This is a genomic window from Ramlibacter henchirensis (assembly GCF_004682015.1).
Classification (GTDB): domain Bacteria; phylum Pseudomonadota; class Gammaproteobacteria; order Burkholderiales; family Burkholderiaceae_C; genus Ramlibacter; species Ramlibacter henchirensis.
Window position 1 is genome coordinate 235,326 of record NZ_SMLM01000001.1, and the last position, 18,273, is coordinate 253,598.

17 protein-coding genes are annotated in these 18,273 nt (G+C 66.6%); 5 read left to right on the plus strand and 12 right to left on the minus strand.

Annotation, left to right across the window (positions count from 1 at the left end):
• Positions 1–17 precede the first annotated feature (17 nt).
• Positions 18–902 carry a carbohydrate kinase family protein gene (locus tag EZ313_RS01170; RefSeq protein ID WP_135261396.1) on the plus strand — a complete coding sequence of 295 codons (885 nt, stop codon included), beginning with the start codon at positions 18–20 and terminating at the stop codon, positions 900–902.
• A gap of 15 nt (positions 903–917) precedes the next feature.
• Here the strand turns inward: EZ313_RS01170 and EZ313_RS01175 are convergent, their stop codons facing one another.
• The 10 genes from EZ313_RS01175 to EZ313_RS01220 form a co-directional block, all read right to left on the minus strand.
• On the minus strand, positions 918–1,685 hold the full coding sequence (locus EZ313_RS01175; RefSeq protein ID WP_135261397.1) for an SDR family oxidoreductase: 768 nt from the start codon (positions 1,683–1,685) through the stop codon (positions 918–920).
• A 127-nt stretch (positions 1,686–1,812) separates the two neighbouring features.
• Positions 1,813–2,832, minus strand: coding sequence for a branched-chain amino acid ABC transporter permease (locus EZ313_RS01180; RefSeq protein WP_135261398.1), 1,020 nt, complete (start codon positions 2,830–2,832; stop codon positions 1,813–1,815).
• A 1-nt stretch (position 2,833) separates the two neighbouring features.
• On the minus strand, positions 2,834–3,721 hold the full coding sequence (locus EZ313_RS01185) for a branched-chain amino acid ABC transporter permease (protein ID WP_135261399.1): 888 nt from the start codon (positions 3,719–3,721) through the stop codon (positions 2,834–2,836).
• A 59-nt stretch (positions 3,722–3,780) separates the two neighbouring features.
• On the minus strand, positions 3,781–4,995 hold the full coding sequence (locus EZ313_RS01190; RefSeq protein ID WP_135261400.1) for an ABC transporter substrate-binding protein: 1,215 nt from the start codon (positions 4,993–4,995) through the stop codon (positions 3,781–3,783).
• A gap of 38 nt (positions 4,996–5,033) precedes the next feature.
• Positions 5,034–5,738 (minus strand): ABC transporter ATP-binding protein, encoded by a 705-nt coding sequence (locus EZ313_RS01195; RefSeq protein WP_135261401.1) that lies wholly within the window; start codon positions 5,736–5,738, stop codon positions 5,034–5,036.
• Complete coding sequence (locus tag EZ313_RS01200; RefSeq protein ID WP_135261402.1) at positions 5,738–6,511, minus strand: ABC transporter ATP-binding protein; 774 nt, start codon at positions 6,509–6,511, stop codon at positions 5,738–5,740. Before EZ313_RS01200 ends, EZ313_RS01195 begins: the two co-directional genes overlap by 1 nt.
• A 162-nt stretch (positions 6,512–6,673) precedes the next feature.
• Entirely contained in the window at positions 6,674–9,967 is a 3,294-nt protein-coding gene (icmF, locus tag EZ313_RS01205; RefSeq protein WP_135261403.1) for a fused isobutyryl-CoA mutase/GTPase IcmF, read from the minus strand.
• Positions 9,968–10,079: 112 nt separating this feature from the next.
• A complete protein-coding gene (locus tag EZ313_RS01210) occupies positions 10,080–12,107 on the minus strand; it encodes a TRAP transporter large permease (protein ID WP_135261404.1) in 2,028 nt (675 codons plus the stop codon).
• Positions 12,104–12,721, minus strand: coding sequence for a TRAP transporter small permease subunit (locus EZ313_RS01215; protein ID WP_135261405.1), 618 nt, complete (start codon positions 12,719–12,721; stop codon positions 12,104–12,106). The genes EZ313_RS01210 and EZ313_RS01215 overlap by 4 nt, the downstream gene beginning before the upstream one ends.
• Positions 12,722–12,814: 93 nt before the next feature.
• A complete protein-coding gene (locus EZ313_RS01220; protein ID WP_135261406.1) occupies positions 12,815–13,972 on the minus strand; it encodes a TRAP transporter substrate-binding protein in 1,158 nt (385 codons plus the stop codon).
• A gap of 248 nt (positions 13,973–14,220) precedes the next feature.
• On the opposite strand from EZ313_RS01220, the gene EZ313_RS01225 reads away from it, so the two are divergent.
• Genes EZ313_RS01225 through EZ313_RS01240 form a run of 4 tightly spaced genes read left to right on the plus strand, consistent with a single transcriptional unit; the run spans position 14,221 to position 17,269 of the window.
• Entirely contained in the window at positions 14,221–14,685 is a 465-nt protein-coding gene (locus tag EZ313_RS01225; protein WP_135261407.1) for a rhodanese-like domain-containing protein, read from the plus strand.
• A gap of 18 nt (positions 14,686–14,703) precedes the next feature.
• Positions 14,704–15,930 carry a bifunctional glutamate N-acetyltransferase/amino-acid acetyltransferase ArgJ gene (gene argJ / locus EZ313_RS01230; RefSeq protein ID WP_135261408.1) on the plus strand — a complete coding sequence of 409 codons (1,227 nt, stop codon included), beginning with the start codon at positions 14,704–14,706 and terminating at the stop codon, positions 15,928–15,930.
• Positions 15,927–16,799, plus strand: a complete 873-nt coding sequence (locus EZ313_RS01235) for an ATP-binding protein (protein ID WP_135261409.1) — start codon at positions 15,927–15,929, stop codon at positions 16,797–16,799. The genes argJ and EZ313_RS01235 overlap by 4 nt, the downstream gene beginning before the upstream one ends.
• Positions 16,799–17,269, plus strand: coding sequence for an NUDIX domain-containing protein (locus tag EZ313_RS01240; RefSeq protein WP_135261410.1), 471 nt, complete (start codon positions 16,799–16,801; stop codon positions 17,267–17,269). Before EZ313_RS01235 ends, EZ313_RS01240 begins: the two co-directional genes overlap by 1 nt.
• 2 nt (positions 17,270–17,271) lie before the next feature.
• On the opposite strand, the gene EZ313_RS01245 is transcribed toward EZ313_RS01240, so the two are convergent.
• Entirely contained in the window at positions 17,272–17,481 is a 210-nt protein-coding gene (locus EZ313_RS01245; protein ID WP_135261411.1) for a DNA gyrase inhibitor YacG, read from the minus strand.
• 8 nt (positions 17,482–17,489) lie between these two features.
• Positions 17,490–18,245: a cell division protein ZapD gene (gene zapD / locus EZ313_RS01250; protein WP_135261412.1), complete on the minus strand. Its 756-nt coding sequence runs from the start codon at positions 18,243–18,245 to the stop codon at positions 17,490–17,492.
• Between the last annotated feature and the right edge of the window lie 28 nt (positions 18,246–18,273).

Consider the following 18,273-nt stretch of genomic DNA (forward strand, 5'->3'; position numbering starts at 1 on the left):
ACCACGAAAAGAAAACCATGGCAGCCGTCATCTGCGGATCCCTCGCCTTCGACACCATCATGAATTTCGAGGGCCGCTTCGCCCAGCAGATCCTGCCGGACCAGCTGCACATCCTGAACGTCTCGTTCCTGGTTCCGCAGCTGCGGCGCGACTTCGGCGGCTGCGCCGGCAACATCGCGTACAGCCTCAAGCTACTGGGAGGGACGCCGCTACCGATGGCGACGCTCGGCACCGATGGCGCCAGCTACCTGGAGCGGCTGCGCTCGCTTGGCATCAGCACCGAGTTCGTGCGGCAGCTGGACGACGCCTACACCGCGCAGGCGATGATCATGACCGACCTGGACAACAACCAGATCACCGCCTTCCATCCCGGAGCGATGACGCAGGCGCACCTGACGCGTATCCAGTCGCGGGGCGACATCAAGCTCGGGATCATCTCGCCCGACGGGCGCGACGCGATGCTGCAGCACGCACAGCAGTTCCATGATGCGGGCATCCCGTTCGTGTTCGATCCGGGCCAGGGCCTGCCGATGTTCGACGGCAAGGAGCTGGCCGCATTCATCGAGAAGTCGACGTGGGTCACCGTCAACGACTACGAAGGCAAGATGCTCAGCGAGCGCACCGGTTGGGACTCCGCCGCGATCTCGCGCAAGGTGCAGGGGCTGGTCGTGACGCTGGGCGGCGAGGGCTGCGAAGTGTGGATCGGGGGCGAAAAGACGCGCGTGGCGCCCGTGAAGGCGCCTGCCGTGGTCGACCCCACCGGGTGCGGCGACGCGTGGCGCGGCGCGCTGCTCTACGGCCTGGAGCAGGGCTGGCCGCTCGCGCGTTGCGCCGAACTGGGCAACAAGGTGGGCGCGGCCAAGATCGCCAGCAAGGGCCCGCAGAACTGGTCGCTTGGGTAAGCGGGCGGGGCGGCGTCAGCCGCGTGTGTGCATGACGCCGCCGTCCACCACGATGGTTTCCCCCACAACGTAGTCGCCCGCGCGGGACGCCAGGAAGATCGCGGCGCCGGCCATGTCCTCCTCGGTGCCAATTCGGCCGACAGGCACCCGCTTCGCCACATCGTCCGCATGGTCGCGCGCCTGCTTGTTCATGTCGGAAGCGAACGGGCCCGGCGCGATGCCGTTGACCACGATGTTGTCCTGCGCGAGCCGCAGGGCCATCCGCTTTGTGAGGTGGATCAGGCCTGCCTTGCTTGCGGCATAGGAGTACGTCTCCCAGGGATTGACCGATAACCCGTCGATCGACGCGATATTGATCACCTTGGCGGGCCGCTGGCGCGCGGCGGCCTTGAGCCGTTCATGCAGCGCCTGCGTCAGGAAGAAGGGCGTCTTCACGTTCAGGTCCATCACCTTGTCCCAACCGCTCTCGGGGAAGGTCTCGAACGATTCGCCCCAGGCCGCGCCGGCGTTGTTGACGAGGATGTCCAAGGCGGGCTCGCGGCGAGCCATCTCTTCGGCCAGGGCGCGGCAGCCCTCGAGGCTGGAAACGTCCAGCGGAAGCGAAACGCAGGTGCCCAGGCTCGACAGCTCCGATGCCGTCTGGTCGCAGGCCGCGGCCTTGCGCGCCGTGATGTAGACGCGCGCGCCCTGGCGCAGGAAGCCGGTGGCGATCATGCGGCCGATGCCGCGCGAGCCGCCGGTGACCAGGGCGACGCGGCCTTGCAGGGAGAAGAGGTCGTTCATGGCTATCCGTATGAAGTGGTGCGCGTCGCAGGCTAAGCCGACGAAGCGGCGGAAGCAATCGCCTGAATGACAGCCCGGGCACAAACGGAAAGGCCGGCTTGCGCCGGCCTCTTGCGTTCAGCGGAACTCAGCCGCGCGACCTGCGCCTCTCGAGCCACGCGTGCAGTTCGCCCACGGCGCCCTTGCGGAACGCCAGCACGCAGACGACGAAGATCGCGCCGATGATCACCGTCACCCACGCGCCGACCCTGTCCGCCAGCATGTTCTGCAGCGCGATCACGATGCCGGCGCCAAACACCGGGCCGAAGAAGGTGCCCACTCCGCCCAGCAGAGACATCAGGATCACCTCGCCCGACATGGACCAGTGCACGTCGGTGAGCGAGGCGAAGCCCATGACGATCGTCTTGAGCGAACCCGCCAGGCCGGCCAGGCTGGCCGACAGCACGAAGGCCAGCAGCTTGTACTTGTCGACCGCATAGCCCAGCGAAATGGCGCGCGGCTCGTTCTCCCGGATCATCTTGAGCACCTGGCCGAACGGCGAGGTGACGACGCGGATGATGCCGAGGAAGCAGGCGACGAAGATCGCCAGCACCACGTAGTAGAGCGTCAGGTCCGACGTGAGCGGCAGCACGCCGAACAGCGTCCCGCGCGGCACGCCTTGCAGGCCGTCTTCGCCGCCGGTGAAAGGCGCCTGCAGGCAGACGAAGAAGATCATCTGCGCGAGCGCCAGCGTGATCATGGCGAAGTAGATACCTTGGCGGCGAATGGCGACGAGGCCGAAGACGAGGCCCAGCACCGCGCCCGTGACGATGCCCGCCAGCAATCCGAGTTCCGGCGACCAGCCCTGCGCTTTGACCAGCCATCCCGCGATGTACGCGGCCATGCCGAAGAACGCGGCGTGGCCGAACGAGAGAAGGCCGGTGAAGCCCAGCAGCAGGTTGAAGGCGCAGGCGAAGAGAGCGAAGCACAGCAGCTTCATCCCGAACACCGGATACAGGCCGGCCATGGGCGCGACGATCGCCAGCGCCAGCAACGCGACGTAGGCGTAGCGCGTCAGCGGGCTGATGCCGGTGGCGGCCCTGGGCGTGGACGAGGGCGGGGCGGTGTCGGCCGGGGCGACGGTGGCGGTCTGGGTGGTCGTGTTCATCTCATGCCTCCTTGCCGAACAGGCCGGCGGGCCGCAGCATCAGCACGATCGCCATGATGACGAAGACCACGACGTTCGACGCCTCAGGATAGAACACGCGGGTGAAGCCTTCGATGACGCCCAGCCCCAGGCCGGTGACGACCGAGCCGAGGATGGAGCCCATGCCGCCGATCACCACCACGGCGAACACCACGATGATCAGGTTGGAGCCCATCAGCGGCGTGACCTGGATCACGGGTGCGGCCAGCACGCCGGCCATCGCGGCCAAGGCGGCGCCGGCGCCATAGGTGAGCATCACCATCAGCGGCACGTTGACGCCGAAGGCCTGCACCAGCTTGGCGTTCTCCGTCCCGGCGCGCAGGTACGCGCCCAGCCGGGTGCGCTCGATCAGGAACCAGGTGCCCAGGCAGATGACGATGGAGGCCAGCACCACCCATGCGCGGTAGTTGGGCAGGACCATGAAGCCGAGGTTGGTGGCACCCGCCAGCGCATCGGGGACCGGATACGACTGGCCCGAAACGCCGTACTGGTCGCGGAAGATCCCTTCCAGGATCAGCGACAGCCCGAAGGTGAGCAGGAGACCGTAGAGCGGATCGAGCCCGTACAGCCGTTTGAGGAACAACCTCTCGATGACTACGCCGAGTGCGCCCACGATGAGCGGGGCGACGATGAGAGCGATCCAGTAATTGATGCCCCACTTCTCCAGCATGATCCATGCGGCGAAAGCGCCAACCATGTAGAGGGCGCCGTGGGCGAAGTTGACGATGTCCAGCAGCCCGAAGATCACCGCCAGGCCCAGGCTGAGCATGGCGTAGAACGCGCCGTTGACCAGCCCCAGCATCAGCTGGCCGAGGAAGGCCTGGATCGGGATACCGAAGATCTCAGTCATGGGTCTCTTCTTGGGGAACCGGCCCTCGAGGGGCCGGTTCGATCACTTGCGCTAGCCGCTTACTTCCAGAGAGAGCACTTGCTCTCGGCCTTGGTGGTCCAGGCCTCCTCGCCCTTGAACACCTGGACCACGTTGTAGTAGTCCCAGGGCTCGGTGGACTTCTCCGGCGTCTTGACCTGCATCAGGTACATGTCGTGGATCACGCGGCCGTCGCCACGCACCCAGCCGTTCTTCATGAACACGTCGTTGAACTTGGCCTTCTTCAGGACGTCGAGCACCTTCTCGGCGTCGTCCGTGCCGGCCGTCTTGACGGCATTCAGGTACTGCGTGGTTGCCGAGTAGTCGGCGGCCTGCAGCGAGGACGGCATGCGCTTGACCTTGTCGAAGAACTTGCGCGACCAGGCGCGGGTTTCCTGGTTCTGGTTCCAGTACCAGCTGTCGGTCAGGTACATGTTCTGGGTGGTCTTCAGGCCCAGCGAGTGGATGTCGTTGATGAACACCAGCAGGCCGGCCAGCTTCATCGTCTTGGTGATGCCGAACTCGTTGGCGGCCTTGATCGTGTTGATCGTGTCGCCTCCGGCGTTGGCCAGGCCGAGGATCTGGGCCTTGCTGCCCTGCGCCTGCAGCAGGAACGACGAGAAGTCGCTGGCGTTGAGCGGCGCGCGCACCGAGCCCACCACCTTGCCGCCGTTGGCTTCGACCACCTTGGTGGTGTCGGCCTGCAGCTGGTGGCCGAAGGCGTAATCGGCGGTCAGGAAGAACCAGCTCTTGCCGCCCTGCTTGACCACGGCCGCGCCCGTGCCCTTGGCCAGCGCGGTGGTGTCGTAGGCCCAGTGCAGGGTATAGGGCGTGCACTGGTCGTTGGTCAACGCGGAGGTGGCGGCGCCGACGGCGATGAAGGGCTTCTTCTTCTCGGCCGCGACCTTGGCCATGGCCAGGTTGGTGCCGGAGTTGGTGCCGCCGATCAGCATGTCCAGGCCTTGGGTGTCGAACCACTCGCGCGCCTTGGTGGCGGCGACGTCGGGCTTGTTCTGGTGGTCGGCCGAGAGCACCTCGATCTTCTTGCCGTTGATCGCGCCGCCCATGTCGGCGATCGCCATGCGGATGGCTTCGACGCCGCCCTGGCCGTCGATGTCGGCGTAGACGCTGGACATGTCGGTGATGATGCCGATGCGGATGACGTCGCCCGAGTACTGGGCGATGGCCGGCGTTGCGGCGCCGAACACGCCCGCTGCGGCGAGCGCGCCGGCGGCGAAGAGCTTCTTGAGTTTCATGCGGGTCTCCTGTTGTTGAGCCGGTTGGAAGAAGGGAATCAGACGCCGAGGAATTCCTGCAGCATCGCCGTGTTGGCCTGCAGCTCGCGCTGAGCAAATTCGCGGACGATCTTGCCGTGCTCCATGACGTAGAAGCGGTCGGCGAGCGGCGCGGCGAAACGGAAGTTCTGTTCGACCAGGACGATGGTGTAGCCCTTGGCCTTGAGCGTGCGGATGGTCTCGGCGAGCTTCTGCACGATGACGGGCGCCAGGCCCTCGGAGATCTCGTCCAGCAGCAGCAGGCGAGCGCCGGTGCGCAGGATGCGCGCGACGGCCAGCATCTGCTGCTCGCCGCCGGACAGGCGCGTGCCCGGGCTGGAAGCGCGCTCCTTGAGGTTGGGGAACATGCCGTAGATCTCGGCCACGCTCATCCCGCCGGAGCCTACGCTGGGCGGCAGCATCAGGTTCTCCTCGGCCGAGAGGCTGGCGAAGATGCCGCGTTCCTCGGGGCAGTAGCCGATGCCCAGCCGCGCGATCTTGTGCGGCGCCATGGCGATGGCCTCCTGGCCGCGGATGCGGATCGAGCCGGTGCGTCGGCCCGTCAGGCCGACGATGGCGCGCAGCGTGGTCGTGCGGCCGGCGCCGTTGCGGCCCAGAAGCGAGACAACTTCGCCCTCGGCCACGTTCAGGTTGACGCCGTGCAGGACGTGCGACTCGCCGTACCAGGCGTTCAGGTTCTCGATGCGAAGGAGCTCGTTCGCCATCAATGCGCTCCCTGCAGCTCGGTGTCGGCCGAGCCCATGTAGGCCTCGATCACCTGCGGGTTGCGCGACACCTCGGCGTAAGGACCGTCCGCGATCACCGCGCCGCGCTGCAGGACGGTGATGCGGTCGGCGATGGAGGACACCACGTTCATGTTGTGCTCCACCATGAGGATGGTGCGGCCGGCCGAGACCTTCTTGATCAGCTGGGTGACGCGGTGCACGTCCTCGTGGCCCATGCCCTGGGTGGGCTCGTCCAGCAGCATCAGGTCGGGCTCCAGTGCCATCGTGGTGGCGAGCTCCAGCGCGCGCTTGCGGCCGTAGGGCAGGTTGACGGTGAGCTCGTCGACGAAGTTCTGCAGGTCGACCTCGGCCAGCAATTGCATCGCGCGGTCGTGCAGGTGGTAGAGCGAGCGCTCGGGCTTCCAGAAGTGGAACGAGGTGCCCAGGTTGCGCTGCAGCGCTGCGCGCACGTTCTCCAGCACGGTCATGTGCGGGAACACGGCCGAGATCTGGAAGGAGCGCACGATGCCGCGCCGCGCCGTCTGCGCGGGCCTTTCGTGCGTGATGTCGGTGCCGAGGTAGGTGATGGTGCCGCGCGTGGGCGCCAGGAACTTCGTCAGCAGGTTGAAGAAGGTGGTCTTGCCGGCGCCGTTGGGGCCGATGAGCGCGTGGATGTCGCCGCGGCGGACCTGGAGATCGACGTTGTTGACCGCGACGAAGCCCTTGAACTCCTTGGTCAGCCCCTTCGTCTCGAGAATGATCTCACCTGGCAAATCGCTGTCCTCCGGCGCCGGCCGGCGTGGGGCCGGTGGCAAAAGGCGAATGCTAGGCAGGCGTGTTGCACCGCGACAGCGGGGAAGCCCTTAAGTAGTTTTGCGTTACAGCGCGCCACGTGCAGGCTGTCGAAAGTCTGACAGCCCACAGGCGACGGCTGCTCACATGTTGCGCCGGTACTGGCCGCCAACCTCGAACAGCGCGCTCGTGATCTGGCCCAGCGAGCACACGCGCACGGCGTCCATCAGCACCTCGAACACGTTGCGGTTGTCGATCACGGCCTGCTGCAGCCGGCGGAGCATCGCCGCAGCCTGGTCCGCGTTGCGCGCGTGGAACTCCCGCAGCCGCTTGAGCTGGCTTTGCTTCTCGTCCTCGGTGGAGCGGGCCAGCTCGAGCTTTTCCGGGGTCGGGTCGCCGTGCGGGTTGCGAAAGGTGTTGACGCCGATGATGGGCAGCTCGCCGGTGTGCTTGAGCATCTCGTAGTGCATGCTCTCATCCTGGATGCGGCCGCGCTGGTAGCCGGTCTCCATCGCACCCAGCACGCCACCGCGTTCGGCGATGCGCTCGAACTCGGCCAGCACGGCTTCCTCCACCAGCTCGGTCAGCTCCTCGATGATGAAGCTGCCCTGGTTGGGGTTCTCGTTCTTCGCCAGCCCCCACTCGCGGTTGATGATCAGCTGGATCGCCATGGCACGGCGCACGCTGTCCTCGGTGGGCGTCGTGATCGCCTCGTCGAACGCGTTGGTGTGCAGCGAGTTGCAGTTGTCGTAGATCGCGATCAGCGCCTGCAGCGTGGTGCGGATGTCGTTGAAGTTGATTTCCTGCGCGTGCAGGCTGCGGCCCGAAGTCTGGATGTGGTACTTGAGCTTCTGGCTGCGCTCGTTGGCGCCGTACTTCTCCTTCATCGCCACCGCCCAGATGCGGCGCGCCACGCGCCCCATGACCGTGTACTCCGGGTCCATGCCGTTGGAGAAGAAGAACGACAGGTTGGGCGCGAAGTCGTCGATGTGCATGCCGCGCGCGAGGTACGCCTCCACCAGCGTGAAGCCGTTGGACAGCGTGAACGCGAGCTGGCTGATCGGGTTGGCCCCGGCTTCGGCGATGTGATAGCCCGAGATCGACACCGAATAGAAGTTGCGCACGTTGTGGTGCACGAAATATTCGGCGATATCGCCCATCACCTTCAGGCTGAACTCGGTGGAAAAGATGCAGGTGTTCTGGCCCTGGTCTTCCTTGAGGATGTCGGCCTGCACCGTGCCGCGCACGTTGGCCAGCACCCATTCGCGGATCTTGGCCGCCTCGGTGGGCGTCGGGCCGCGGCCGTTGTCAGCCTTGAATTTCTCGAGTTGCTGGTCGATGGCGGTGTTCATGAACATCGCCAGGATCGTGGGCGCCGGCCCGTTGATCGTCATCGACACCGAAGTGCTGGGGCTGCAGAGGTCGAAGCCCGAGTACAGCACCTTCATGTCTTCCAGCGTCGCGATGGACACGCCGGAGTTGCCCACCTTGCCGTAGATGTCGGGGCGGGGATCGGGGTCGTTGCCGTACAGCGTGACGGAGTCGAAGGCCGTCGACAGGCGCTTGGCCGGCATGCCCTCGGACAGCAACTTGAAGCGGCGGTTGGTGCGGAAGGCGTCGCCTTCGCCGGCGAACATCCGCGTCGGATCTTCGTTCTCGCGCTTGAAGGCGAAGGTGCCCGCGGTGTAGGGAAAGCTGCCCGGCACGTTGTCGAGCATGAGCCATTTCAGGATTTCGCCGTGGTCCTCGAAAGCCGGCAGCGCGACCTTGCGGATCGTGGTGCCGGACAGCGATTTGCTGGTGAGCGCGGTGCGGATCTCCTTGTCCCGGATCTTCACCACGTACTCTTCGCCCGAGTACGCCTTGACCATGTCGGGCCATTGCTGCAGCAGGTGCAGCGCGTCGCGATCCATCCTGGCCTTGCGCTTGCCGGCGAGGTCGAGCGCGGCCTCGGCGGCCGGTGCACGGTCGGGCTTGTCGACCTTGAGCATGCGGGCGGCTGCCTGCAGCTGCTGGATTTCGCGGGCGATCGTGGCCTGCTCGCGGGCGTGCTTCTTGTAGCCGCGCACCGTGTCGCTGATCTCGGCCAGGTAGCGCGTGCGGGAGGAGGGCACGATCGGTGTCTGGTTGGTGCTGTGGCGCACCGCGACGGCAGGCAACCGGCCGTCCTGCAGTTGGAGGCCGAGCTCCTGCAGGCGCGGCTTGAGCGCCTGGTACAGAGAGGTCACGCCGTCGTCGTTGAAGCGAGCCGCCATGGTGCCGAACACCGGCATCTCTTCCGGCCGCTTGCCGAAGGCTTCGCGGTTGCGCTGGACCTGCTTGGCGACATCGCGCAGCGCGTCCTGCGCGCCCTTGCGGTCGAACTTGTTGATGGCCACGAACTCGGCGAAGTCCAGCATGTCGATCTTCTCGAGCTGGCTGGCGGCACCGAATTCCGGCGTCATCACGTACATGGGCACGTCCACCAGCGGCACGATGGCGGCGTCGCCCTGGCCGATGCCGGAGGTCTCGACGATCACCAGGTCGAAGCCGGCGGCCTTGCACGCGGCCACCACGTCGGGCAGCGCCGCGGAGATCTCGCTGCCGAAGTCGCGCGTGGCCAGTGAACGCATGAACACGCGCGGGCCCTGGCGCCAGGAACCGATGGCGTTCATGCGGATCCGGTCGCCAAGGAGCGCGCCGCCGCTCTTGCGGCGCGAGGGGTCGATCGAGATGACCGCGACGCGCAGGCGGTCGTCCTGGTCCAGGCGCAGCCGGCGGATGAGCTCGTCCGTGAGAGACGACTTGCCGGCGCCGCCGGTGCCCGTGATGCCGACGACCGGCGCCTTGGCCAGGTCGGCTTGTTGGCGGATGGAGGCCAGGAGAGACGCGTCCGCGGAGCCGTTCTCCAGCGCGGTGATCAGTTGCGCGAGTGCGCGCCAGTTCGCGTCCTGGTGGCCCTGGATCGCCTTCGCGTCCTTGGGCGCATGCGGCGACAGGTCCTGGTCGCAACGCATGACCATCTCGCCGATCATGCCCTGCAGACCCATGCGCTGGCCGTCTTCCGGGCTGTAGATGCGCGTCACGCCGTAGTCCTGCAGTTCGCGGATCTCGGCCGGCACGATGACGCCGCCACCGCCGCCGAACACCTGGATCTGCGCGCCGCCGCGCTGGCGCAGCAGGTCCACCATGTACTTGAAGTACTCGACGTGGCCGCCCTGGTAGGAACTGACGGCGATGCCCTGCACGTCCTCCTGCAGCGCGGCGGTGACCACTTCGTCGACGCTGCGGTTGTGGCCGAGGTGGATCACCTCCGCGCCCATGCCCTGCAGGATGCGCCGCATGATGTTGATGGCCGCGTCGTGCCCGTCGAAGAGGCTGGCGGCGGTGACGAAGCGGACCTTGTGGGTGGGGCGGTAGCTGGCGAGCGCCTTGAACTCGGCGGAAAGGTCGGTCATGCGGACTCCGGGCGAACGTCGAGACGGTACTTGACGTTTACGTAAACGTCAAGTTGCGCGCAAAAAGCAAGGCGTCCATTGAACGCCTTGCAAGCCGGTTCGTGGGGGGCTTCTACCTGGCGTACAGCAGTTGCGGCAGCCACAGGCCGATCTGCGGGAACATGTAGAGCAGGAAGATCGCGATCACCTGGATGCCCATGAACGGCAGCATGCCCAGGAAGATCTGGTTGAGCGACACGTGCGGCGGGCTCACGCCCTTGAGGTAGAAGGCCGCCATCGCCACCGGCGGCGACAGGAACGCCGTCTGCAGATTCAGTGCCACCAGCAGGCCGAAGAACAGCGGGTCGACGCCGAAATTGTCGAGCAGCGGCACGAAGATCGGCATGAAGATCACGATGATCTCGGTCCACTCCAGCGGCCAGCCCAGGACGAAGATGATCACCTGGGACAGCAGCAGGAATTGCACCTGGGTGAGGTTCATCGAGAGCACCCAGCGCTCGACCAGCTCCTGGCCGCCCAGCAGGGCGAAGGCCGCCGAGAAGATGGCGGATCCCACGAAGAGCCAGCACACCATGGCCGAGGTCTTCGCGGTCAGGAAGACGCTTTCCTTGACCACCTCGAACGTGAGCTGCCGGTACGCGATGGCCAGCAGGAAGCCGCCCAGCGCACCCACCGCAGCGGCCTCGGTCGGCGTGGCGAGTCCCATCACGATGGAGCCGAGTACGGCCAGGATCAGGATGACCAGCGGGAAGAAGCTGGTCAGCAGCATCTTGAAGATTTCCAGGCGCGCGAAGCTCAGCAGCGCGTAGAACAGCACCAGCAACGCGGCCGCGATGGCCGTGGTGATCCAGTAGCCGCGTGAAGCCTCCGTGGCCTGCCCGGCTGCGTCGCCATTTTCTCCATTTCCGGCAGCAACCGGTGCCTTCGAGCCTTCGCTCCCAGGCGGCTCCTTCACGCCTTCCGCGCCGGGCGGCTCCTGCACGCCCTGCGCTGTCTGCGGGGTCTGGGCGTCGCCTTCGGCCGGGGGCTCCCTCAGTCCTGCGCCTTCCGCAGGAGGTTCCTGCAGGCCGCTCCCGGACGGGGGCTCGCGCAACCCGCCTTCGGCCGAGGGAGGTTCGGCCAGGCCGCCGGAGGCGCTGGAAGCGGCCGGCGCGTCGCCCATGCGGACGAGTCCTGCCGCCGAATCTTCCTGCGCGTTCGGCGCCGTGGCCACGCCGTAGCCCCAGATCGCCACGGCCGCGAACACGATCGCAGGGGACAACGCGATGCCGAGCTGGCGCAACAGGTAACCGGTGGGGACCTCGCGGTTGCGGGGACCCTTCAGCGCGGCCAGGAGGCCACCGAGCGCATGCGCGGTACCCGACGGGGCGATGCGCTGCGTCAGGGGCGGCAGCGGCACGTAACGGTCCTCCGCCGACAACGGCGGCGCCAGCGACGGCTTGATCTTGGCCAGCGCGACCACGTAGACGATGTACAGGCCCGCGAGCATCAGACCCGGGAAGAAGGCGCCTGCGTAGAGCTGGACGACGGACACGCCTGCCGTAGCGCCATACACGATCAGCAGCACCGAAGGCGGGATGAGGATGCCCAGGCAGCCGCCGGCGGTGATCGCGCCCGCGGACACCTGCGTGCTGTAGCCCGCGCGCAGCATGGCGGGCAGCGCCAGCAGCCCCATCAGCGTGACGACGGCGCCGACGATCCCAGTGGCGGTGGCGAACACCGCGCAGGTCACGAGCGTGGCGACCGCCAGCGCGCCGGGCAGTCGTGCCAGCGAGAGATGGATGCTGCGGAACAGCCTCTCGATCAGGTTGGCGCGTTCGACCAGGTAGCCCATGAAGACGAACAACGGGATCGAGATGAGCACGTCGTTGGCCATGGTCTTGAACGCGGCCTGGACCATCAGGTCGAGCGTGTGCGTGATGTTCCTGTTGTAGGCCAGCCAGGTGAAGATCATCCCCATGCCCATCAGCGTGAAGGCGGTGGGAAAGCCCAGCATGATGGCCACGACCACCAGCGACAGCATCAGCAGGCCGATATGCCCGCGTTCGATGCGCTCCACGCTGACCAGCATGGAAAGGGCGGCCAGCACGATCATGGCCATCAGCGCGAAGCCGAACCAGAGTTCCTTCCTGATCTTCACAGCGGGCCACCCCCACGCTCGGCGGGCGCGGCGGCCAGCCCCTTGCTGTCATCGGCGTGGACCATCGCCTTGAGCTTGTCGACGTCGACCTCCTCGACGTCCTGCTCGCGCGAGGGCCACTCGCCGTCACGGATGCAAATGACGCAGCGCGCGATCTCGACCAGTCCTTGCAGCAGGAGCACGGCCCCGGCGAACGAGATGAAGAACTTGAAGGGGTAGACCGGAATCGGGTCCGCGTTGAATGTCTGTTCGCGGATGGCCACCGAGTCGGTGAAGAAGGTCCAGCCGGCATACGTGAGCGCCACGACGCCCGGCAGGAAGAACAGGATGTAGAGGATCAGGTCCAGCGTGGCCTGCGTGCGCGGGCGGAAGAAGCCGTACAGCACGTCGCCGCGCACATGGCCGTTCTTGGAAAGCGTGTACGCGCCGGCCATCATGAACAGGATGCCGTACAGCATGATCTGCACGTCGAGCATCCACCCGTGCGGATTGCCGAGCACGTAGCGCGAGAACACCTCCCAGGAGACCCCGAAGGTCAGGAGGATGATGGCCCAGGCGAACAGCTGCCCGAGCCAGGTCGAGAGCCGGTCGACGGCCAGCAGGATTTTCTGCATCTTGTCCTTACGAATTCTTCAATGGATGAGGCCTCCAGATGTGCGAAAGGGCGGCTGCACCCGCAGCCGCCCTCCGCACCACCTTGGGGTGGATCAGGACTTCTTGGTGCCGGCGCCGCCCGCACCGCCGCCACCGTTGCCTGCCTTGGCGAAGTAGCGGTTGTAGGCCATCTTGTAGTCGACCAGGTAGTCGTTCTGCCACTGGCCGGCACGCTGGGCGAACTCGCGCTGGGAATCCAGCACCTTCTTGAACAGCGCGTTGTCCGACTGCTTCTTGGCGACCACCTTGTCCCAGGCGTCCAGCTGCGCGCGCAGGACCGCGTCGGGCGTCTTGTAGAAGTTGACCTTGTCCTTGGTCTTGAGCTCGATGTAGTCCTTCGAATTCCGGTCGATCGCCTTCCAGCTCATGTCGGCGCTGGCCGCCTGCACGGCGTAGTCGATGATGGCCTTGAGGTCCTGCGGCAGGGCGTTGAACTTGCTCTTGTTGAACAGGATCTCGAACTGCTCGCCGCTCTGGTGGAAGCTTTGCAGCATGCAGTTCTTGGCCACGTCCGGGAAGCCCAGGATGCGGTCGGAGGTGGCGTTGTTGAATTCGGCCGCGTCCAGCAGGCCGCGGTCCAGCGCGGGAACGATCTCGCCGCCGGGCAGCGGGTTCACCGCCGCGCCCAGCTCGTTGAAGATGTCCACGGACAGCCCGACGGTGCGGAACTTCAGTCCCTTGATCTGGGCGACGTTGGAGATCGGCTTCTTGAACCAGCCGAGGGGCTGGCAGGGCTGCGGGCCATACAGGTAGGACACCACGTCCATGTTGATGGACTTGTAGATCTCTTCCAGCAGCGCCTTGCCGCCGCCGTAGTAATGCCAGGACAGCACCATGTTGGGATCCATGCCGAATGCCGGGCCGGAGCCCCACAGCGCGAGCGCTGACTGCTTGCCGTAGTGGTAGGCCACCACGCCATGGCCGCCGTCGAGCGTGCCCTTGTTGACCGCCTCGAGGAGCTGGAACGCCGGCACGACCGCGCCCGAGGGCAGCACCTCGATCTTCAGGCGGCCGCCGGCCATGTCGTTCACCTTCTTGGCGAAGTCGAGGGCGTACTCGTGGAAGATGTCCTTCGCCGGCCAGGTGCTCTGGAACCGGAACGAGGTAGGTGCGGCCTGCGCCATCACCATCGGAGCGCTCAGCGAGGCGCCGGCGGCGACCGCGGCGCCCTTGAGCAGGCTGCGGCGGCGAGGGGTCGTGGATGTGTTCATCGCTTCGTCTCCTGTAGGAAAGCGGGATCGGCTGTGGTTAGCACACTATCTTTGGAGCCTGCTTCGCGGCGCGGTAAGAGGGTTTACACCAACCTTTCTGCGGCGCTCGCAGGGGCTTTCGTACTTCGGGGGTATCTCTGCCGAAGCCGGGTGGCGGGCGGGGTGCGTGCTGTCAGGCTATTGCCAGCCTTTCCGACCTGGCGCGCACGAGCGAGGCGCGCACCCGGGGGACTGGCAAAATCGGTTCAATGACCCACGATCCGAAACTGTCCCAGCGGCAGGACGCGCAAGCGCCTCGCGAAAGCGAGGGCACGCGTCCGGCGGAGGGTTACGCGGGTGACGTCACGCCGCAGCTGGCCTATGACTGGTGGCGAGCCGGCGATGCGGTGCTGGTGGACGTGCGCAGCGACGCCGAGCGCGAATGGGTCGGCTTCATCCCCGGAGCGGTCGGCATTGCCTGGAAGCAATGGCCCGGCATGGCCGTGAATACCTCATTCGACGAGCAGTTGCGGGCCGCTGTGCCGCCAGGCAAGAAGGTGGTCATGCTGTGCCGCAGCGGCGTGCGCTCGCAGGCGACCGCCAGGCGCGCCACCGAACTGGGCTTCGAGGCCTGGAACATCCTCGAAGGTTTCGAGGGCGATCGCGACGAGAGCGGCCATCGCGGCAGCAAGGGCGGCTGGCGCCTGCGCGGCCTGCCGTGGCGGCAGAACTGATCTCTTTCCCAAGACACCATGGCAGTGAACCTTTCCGCCCCGAAAGCGGGCGACCTGCGGCCCGTGCGCGGCCTGTCCATCGGCGTGGCCGAAGCCGGCGTACGCAAGGCGAACCGGAAGGACCTGACGGTCTTCCTGCTCGAGCCCGGCGCGAGCGTCGGCGGCGTCTTCACGCAGAACCGGTTCTGCGCAGCGCCGGTGCAGGTCTGCCGTGAACACCTGGCAGGCGGCGACATCCGCGCGCTGGTGGTGAACACCGGCAATGCGAACGCCGGCACCGGCGAGGACGGACTGGTCCGTGCCCGCGCCACCTGCATCGCGCTGGCGCGCAAGCTGGAGGTGGCGCCGCAGCAGGTGCTGCCGTTCTCCACCGGCGTCATCATGGAGCCGCTGCCGCTCGATCGCATCGAGGCGGGCTTGCCCGCGGCCTTGGCCGACGCCAAACCGGACAACTGGCTGCGGGCGGCGGAGGGCATCATGACCACCGATACGGTGGCGAAGGCCTTCAGCGCCTCGGTTCGCATCGGCGGCAAGGACGTGGCCGTGACCGGCATCAGCAAGGGGGCCGGCATGATCCGGCCGAACATGGCGACGATGCTCGGCTTCCTCGCGACGGACGCCTGCATCGCGCAGCCGCTCATGCAGCAGCTGGCGCTGCAACTGGCCGAAGGCTCCTTCAACCGCGTGACCGTCGATGGCGACACGTCGACGAACGACTCCTTCATCGTCATCGCCACCAACAAGGCCGGGCATGCCCCGATCACTTCATTGGACAGCGTCGAGGGCCGCGCGCTGGTGCAGGCGATGACGGAAGTGTCGCGGCAGCTGGCCCAGGCGATCGTGCGCGACGGCGAGGGCGCCACCAAGTTCATTGCGGTGCGCGTCGAAGGCGGCCGCACGGCGCAGGAATGCCGGCAGGTGGCGTACGCGATCGCGCACTCGCCGCTGGTGAAGACGGCTTTCTTTGCGAGCGATCCGAACCTGGGCCGCATCCTGGCGGCCGTCGGTTATGCAGGCATCGATGACCTTGACCAGGCCGGCATCGATCTCTGGCTCGATGACGTGCACGTGGCCACGCACGGCGGGCGGCACCCGAAGTACCGTGAGGAAGATGGCCAGCGCGTGATGAAGCAGGCCGAGATCACGGTTCGCGTCGGGCTGGGTCGCGGCTCGGCGTCCGACACGGTGTGGACCTGCGATTTCAGCCACGAGTACGTGAGCATCAACGCGGACTACCGGTCATGAGCGGCTCGCTGGAGCGACTGCTCGAGCGCGCGATGCAGGTGCTCGACCGGCTGGAGGCGGTGCTGCCCAAGCCCTTGTCGTCGCCCGAATGGGATGCATCGATCGCGTGGCGCTACCGCAAGAGGTCCACCGGACACGGCACGCTCGACCCGGTTCGGCACGTCGCCGGCATTCGCCTGGGCGACCTGAAGGAGATCGAACCGCAGAAGGAAAAGATCGAGCGCAACACCCAGCAGTTCGTGGCCGGCAAGCCGGCCAACAACGTGCTGCTCACCGGTGCGCGCGGCACCGGCAAGTCCTCGCTGATCAAGGCCTGCCTCAACGAGTACGCGCCCCACGGCTTGCGGCTGATCGAGGTCGACAAGGCGGACCTCGTGGACCTGCCGGACATCGTGGAAGTGGTGGCGGGCCGGCCGGAGAAGTTCATCGTGTTCTGCGACGACCTGAGCTTCGAGGAGGGCGAGCCGGGCTACAAGGCGCTCAAGTCCATCCTGGACGGCTCCGTTGCCGCGGCCACGCCCAACGTCCTGATCTACGCCACGAGCAACAGGCGACATCTCCTGCCCGAGTACATGAAGGAGAACCTCACCTACACGCATACGGAAGACGGCGAAGTTCATCCCGGCGAAGTGGTGGAGGAGAAGATCTCGCTGTCCGAGCGGTTCGGCCTGTGGGTGAGCTTCTATCCGTTCACGCAGGACGAGTACCTGGCCATCGCGGCGCAGTGGCTCTCGTCCTTCGGCGTGCCGCCCGCCGCGATCGAAGCAGCGCGTCCCGAGGCACTGGTCTGGGCGCTGGAGCGCGGATCGCGCAGCGGGCGCGTGGCCTACCAGTTCGCCCGAGACTGGGCGGGCCGGCACCCGGCCTGATGGGCGTGCTCGTCGCCGACCGCGAGCGGCCCCGCGAAGGCGGGCCCGATCGCCAGCACGTGGAGGTCGCGGTCGGCGTGCTGGTGCGTGCCGACGGCCGCTTCCTGCTCACCAGTCGGCCCGCCGGCAAGGTTTACGCAGGTTACTGGGAGTTCCCCGGCGGCAAGGTGGAGACGGGCGAGACGGTCGAGGCGGCGCTGCGGCGAGAGCTGATTGAAGAGATCGGCGTGGTCATCGGCCAGGTCCATCCCTGGCGCGTCGAGGTGGTCGACTACCCGCACGCTCTCGTGCGCCTGAACTTCTGCAAGGTGTTCGAGTGGGAAGGCGAGCTCCACATGCACGAGGGTCAGAGTTGCGCGTGGGAGGTATTGCCCGTTCAGGTCCGTCCCGTGCTGCCGGGCACGGTGCCGGTGCTGGCGTGGTTTGCGCAGGAGCGGGGCTTCACCGGCCAAACGCACTCGACGGGCTGACGCTACTGAACCTTCGGGTCTCCGAACGGCTGGTCGTCCGGCGGCGAGTCATCCGGCACGCGAAAACTTTCGCTCGCCCAGGCGCCGAGGTCCAGGTTCTTGCAACGCTCGCTGCAGAACGGACGCCAGCGGTTCTCGGGCGCGTAGAGGCTTTCGCCTCCGCACTGCGGGCAGGTGACCACGCGGGCCTTCCTCTTTCCACCTTCCTGCATGGCCTGGCTCAGGAGCAGAGAGTGAGTTCGAGCTCGGCGCTTTCGTTGCTGGCGTGCAGCCGGTCGCTGCCTTCCTGGCGCATCAGGCGCACCGAGACCATCAGGCGATTGCCGCTGATCTCCGGGACCAGCCGCCGCGTCGGATCGATGCGCAGACGCAGCAGCTGGAACGTGCGGCCTTGGGGCAGCGTCTGCTGGAAATGGCCGTCCACGGCCATCACCTTCTGAGGCGTGCCCGAGTCGCGCAGCAGCTTCAGCAGCAGGTGCACCGATTCTGCAAGCGTGCCGAGCGGCCGTGTCCAGCGCGCGAGGTCCGCGCGGCGGGTGTCCGCATCGAGCTTCTGCCACGCGTAGTAGGCCGGCAGGTCGAACTCGCAGGTGCCGCCGGGAATGCCGATGCGGCTGCGGATGCTCATCAGCCACTCGTTGTCGGTCAGCGACTGCCCAGCCTTGCCGGGGACGTTGTTCAAGGAGTTGAAGCAGCCGTCGAGACTGCCCACCACTTCGTCCAGCACGGCTTCGGCGATGGCGGGGTTGCCGCGATAGCTGTTCAGGACGCCCTTCTGCTTCTCCAGGTCCTTCATCACGTCGGACTTGAGGTCGGCGCGCGCCGCCACGTCCATCACTTCGAAGATGGTCGCAAGTGCGTAGTGGTGGTCGAGCGGGTGCTCGCGGGGAACCAGCTCACCGAGGCGCCGGAACAGGTGCTCGAGGCGCAGGTACGTACGGATGCGTTCGTTGAACGGGTATTCGTAAAGGATCACACTGGGCGGCTGGATCGGGATTGCGCGT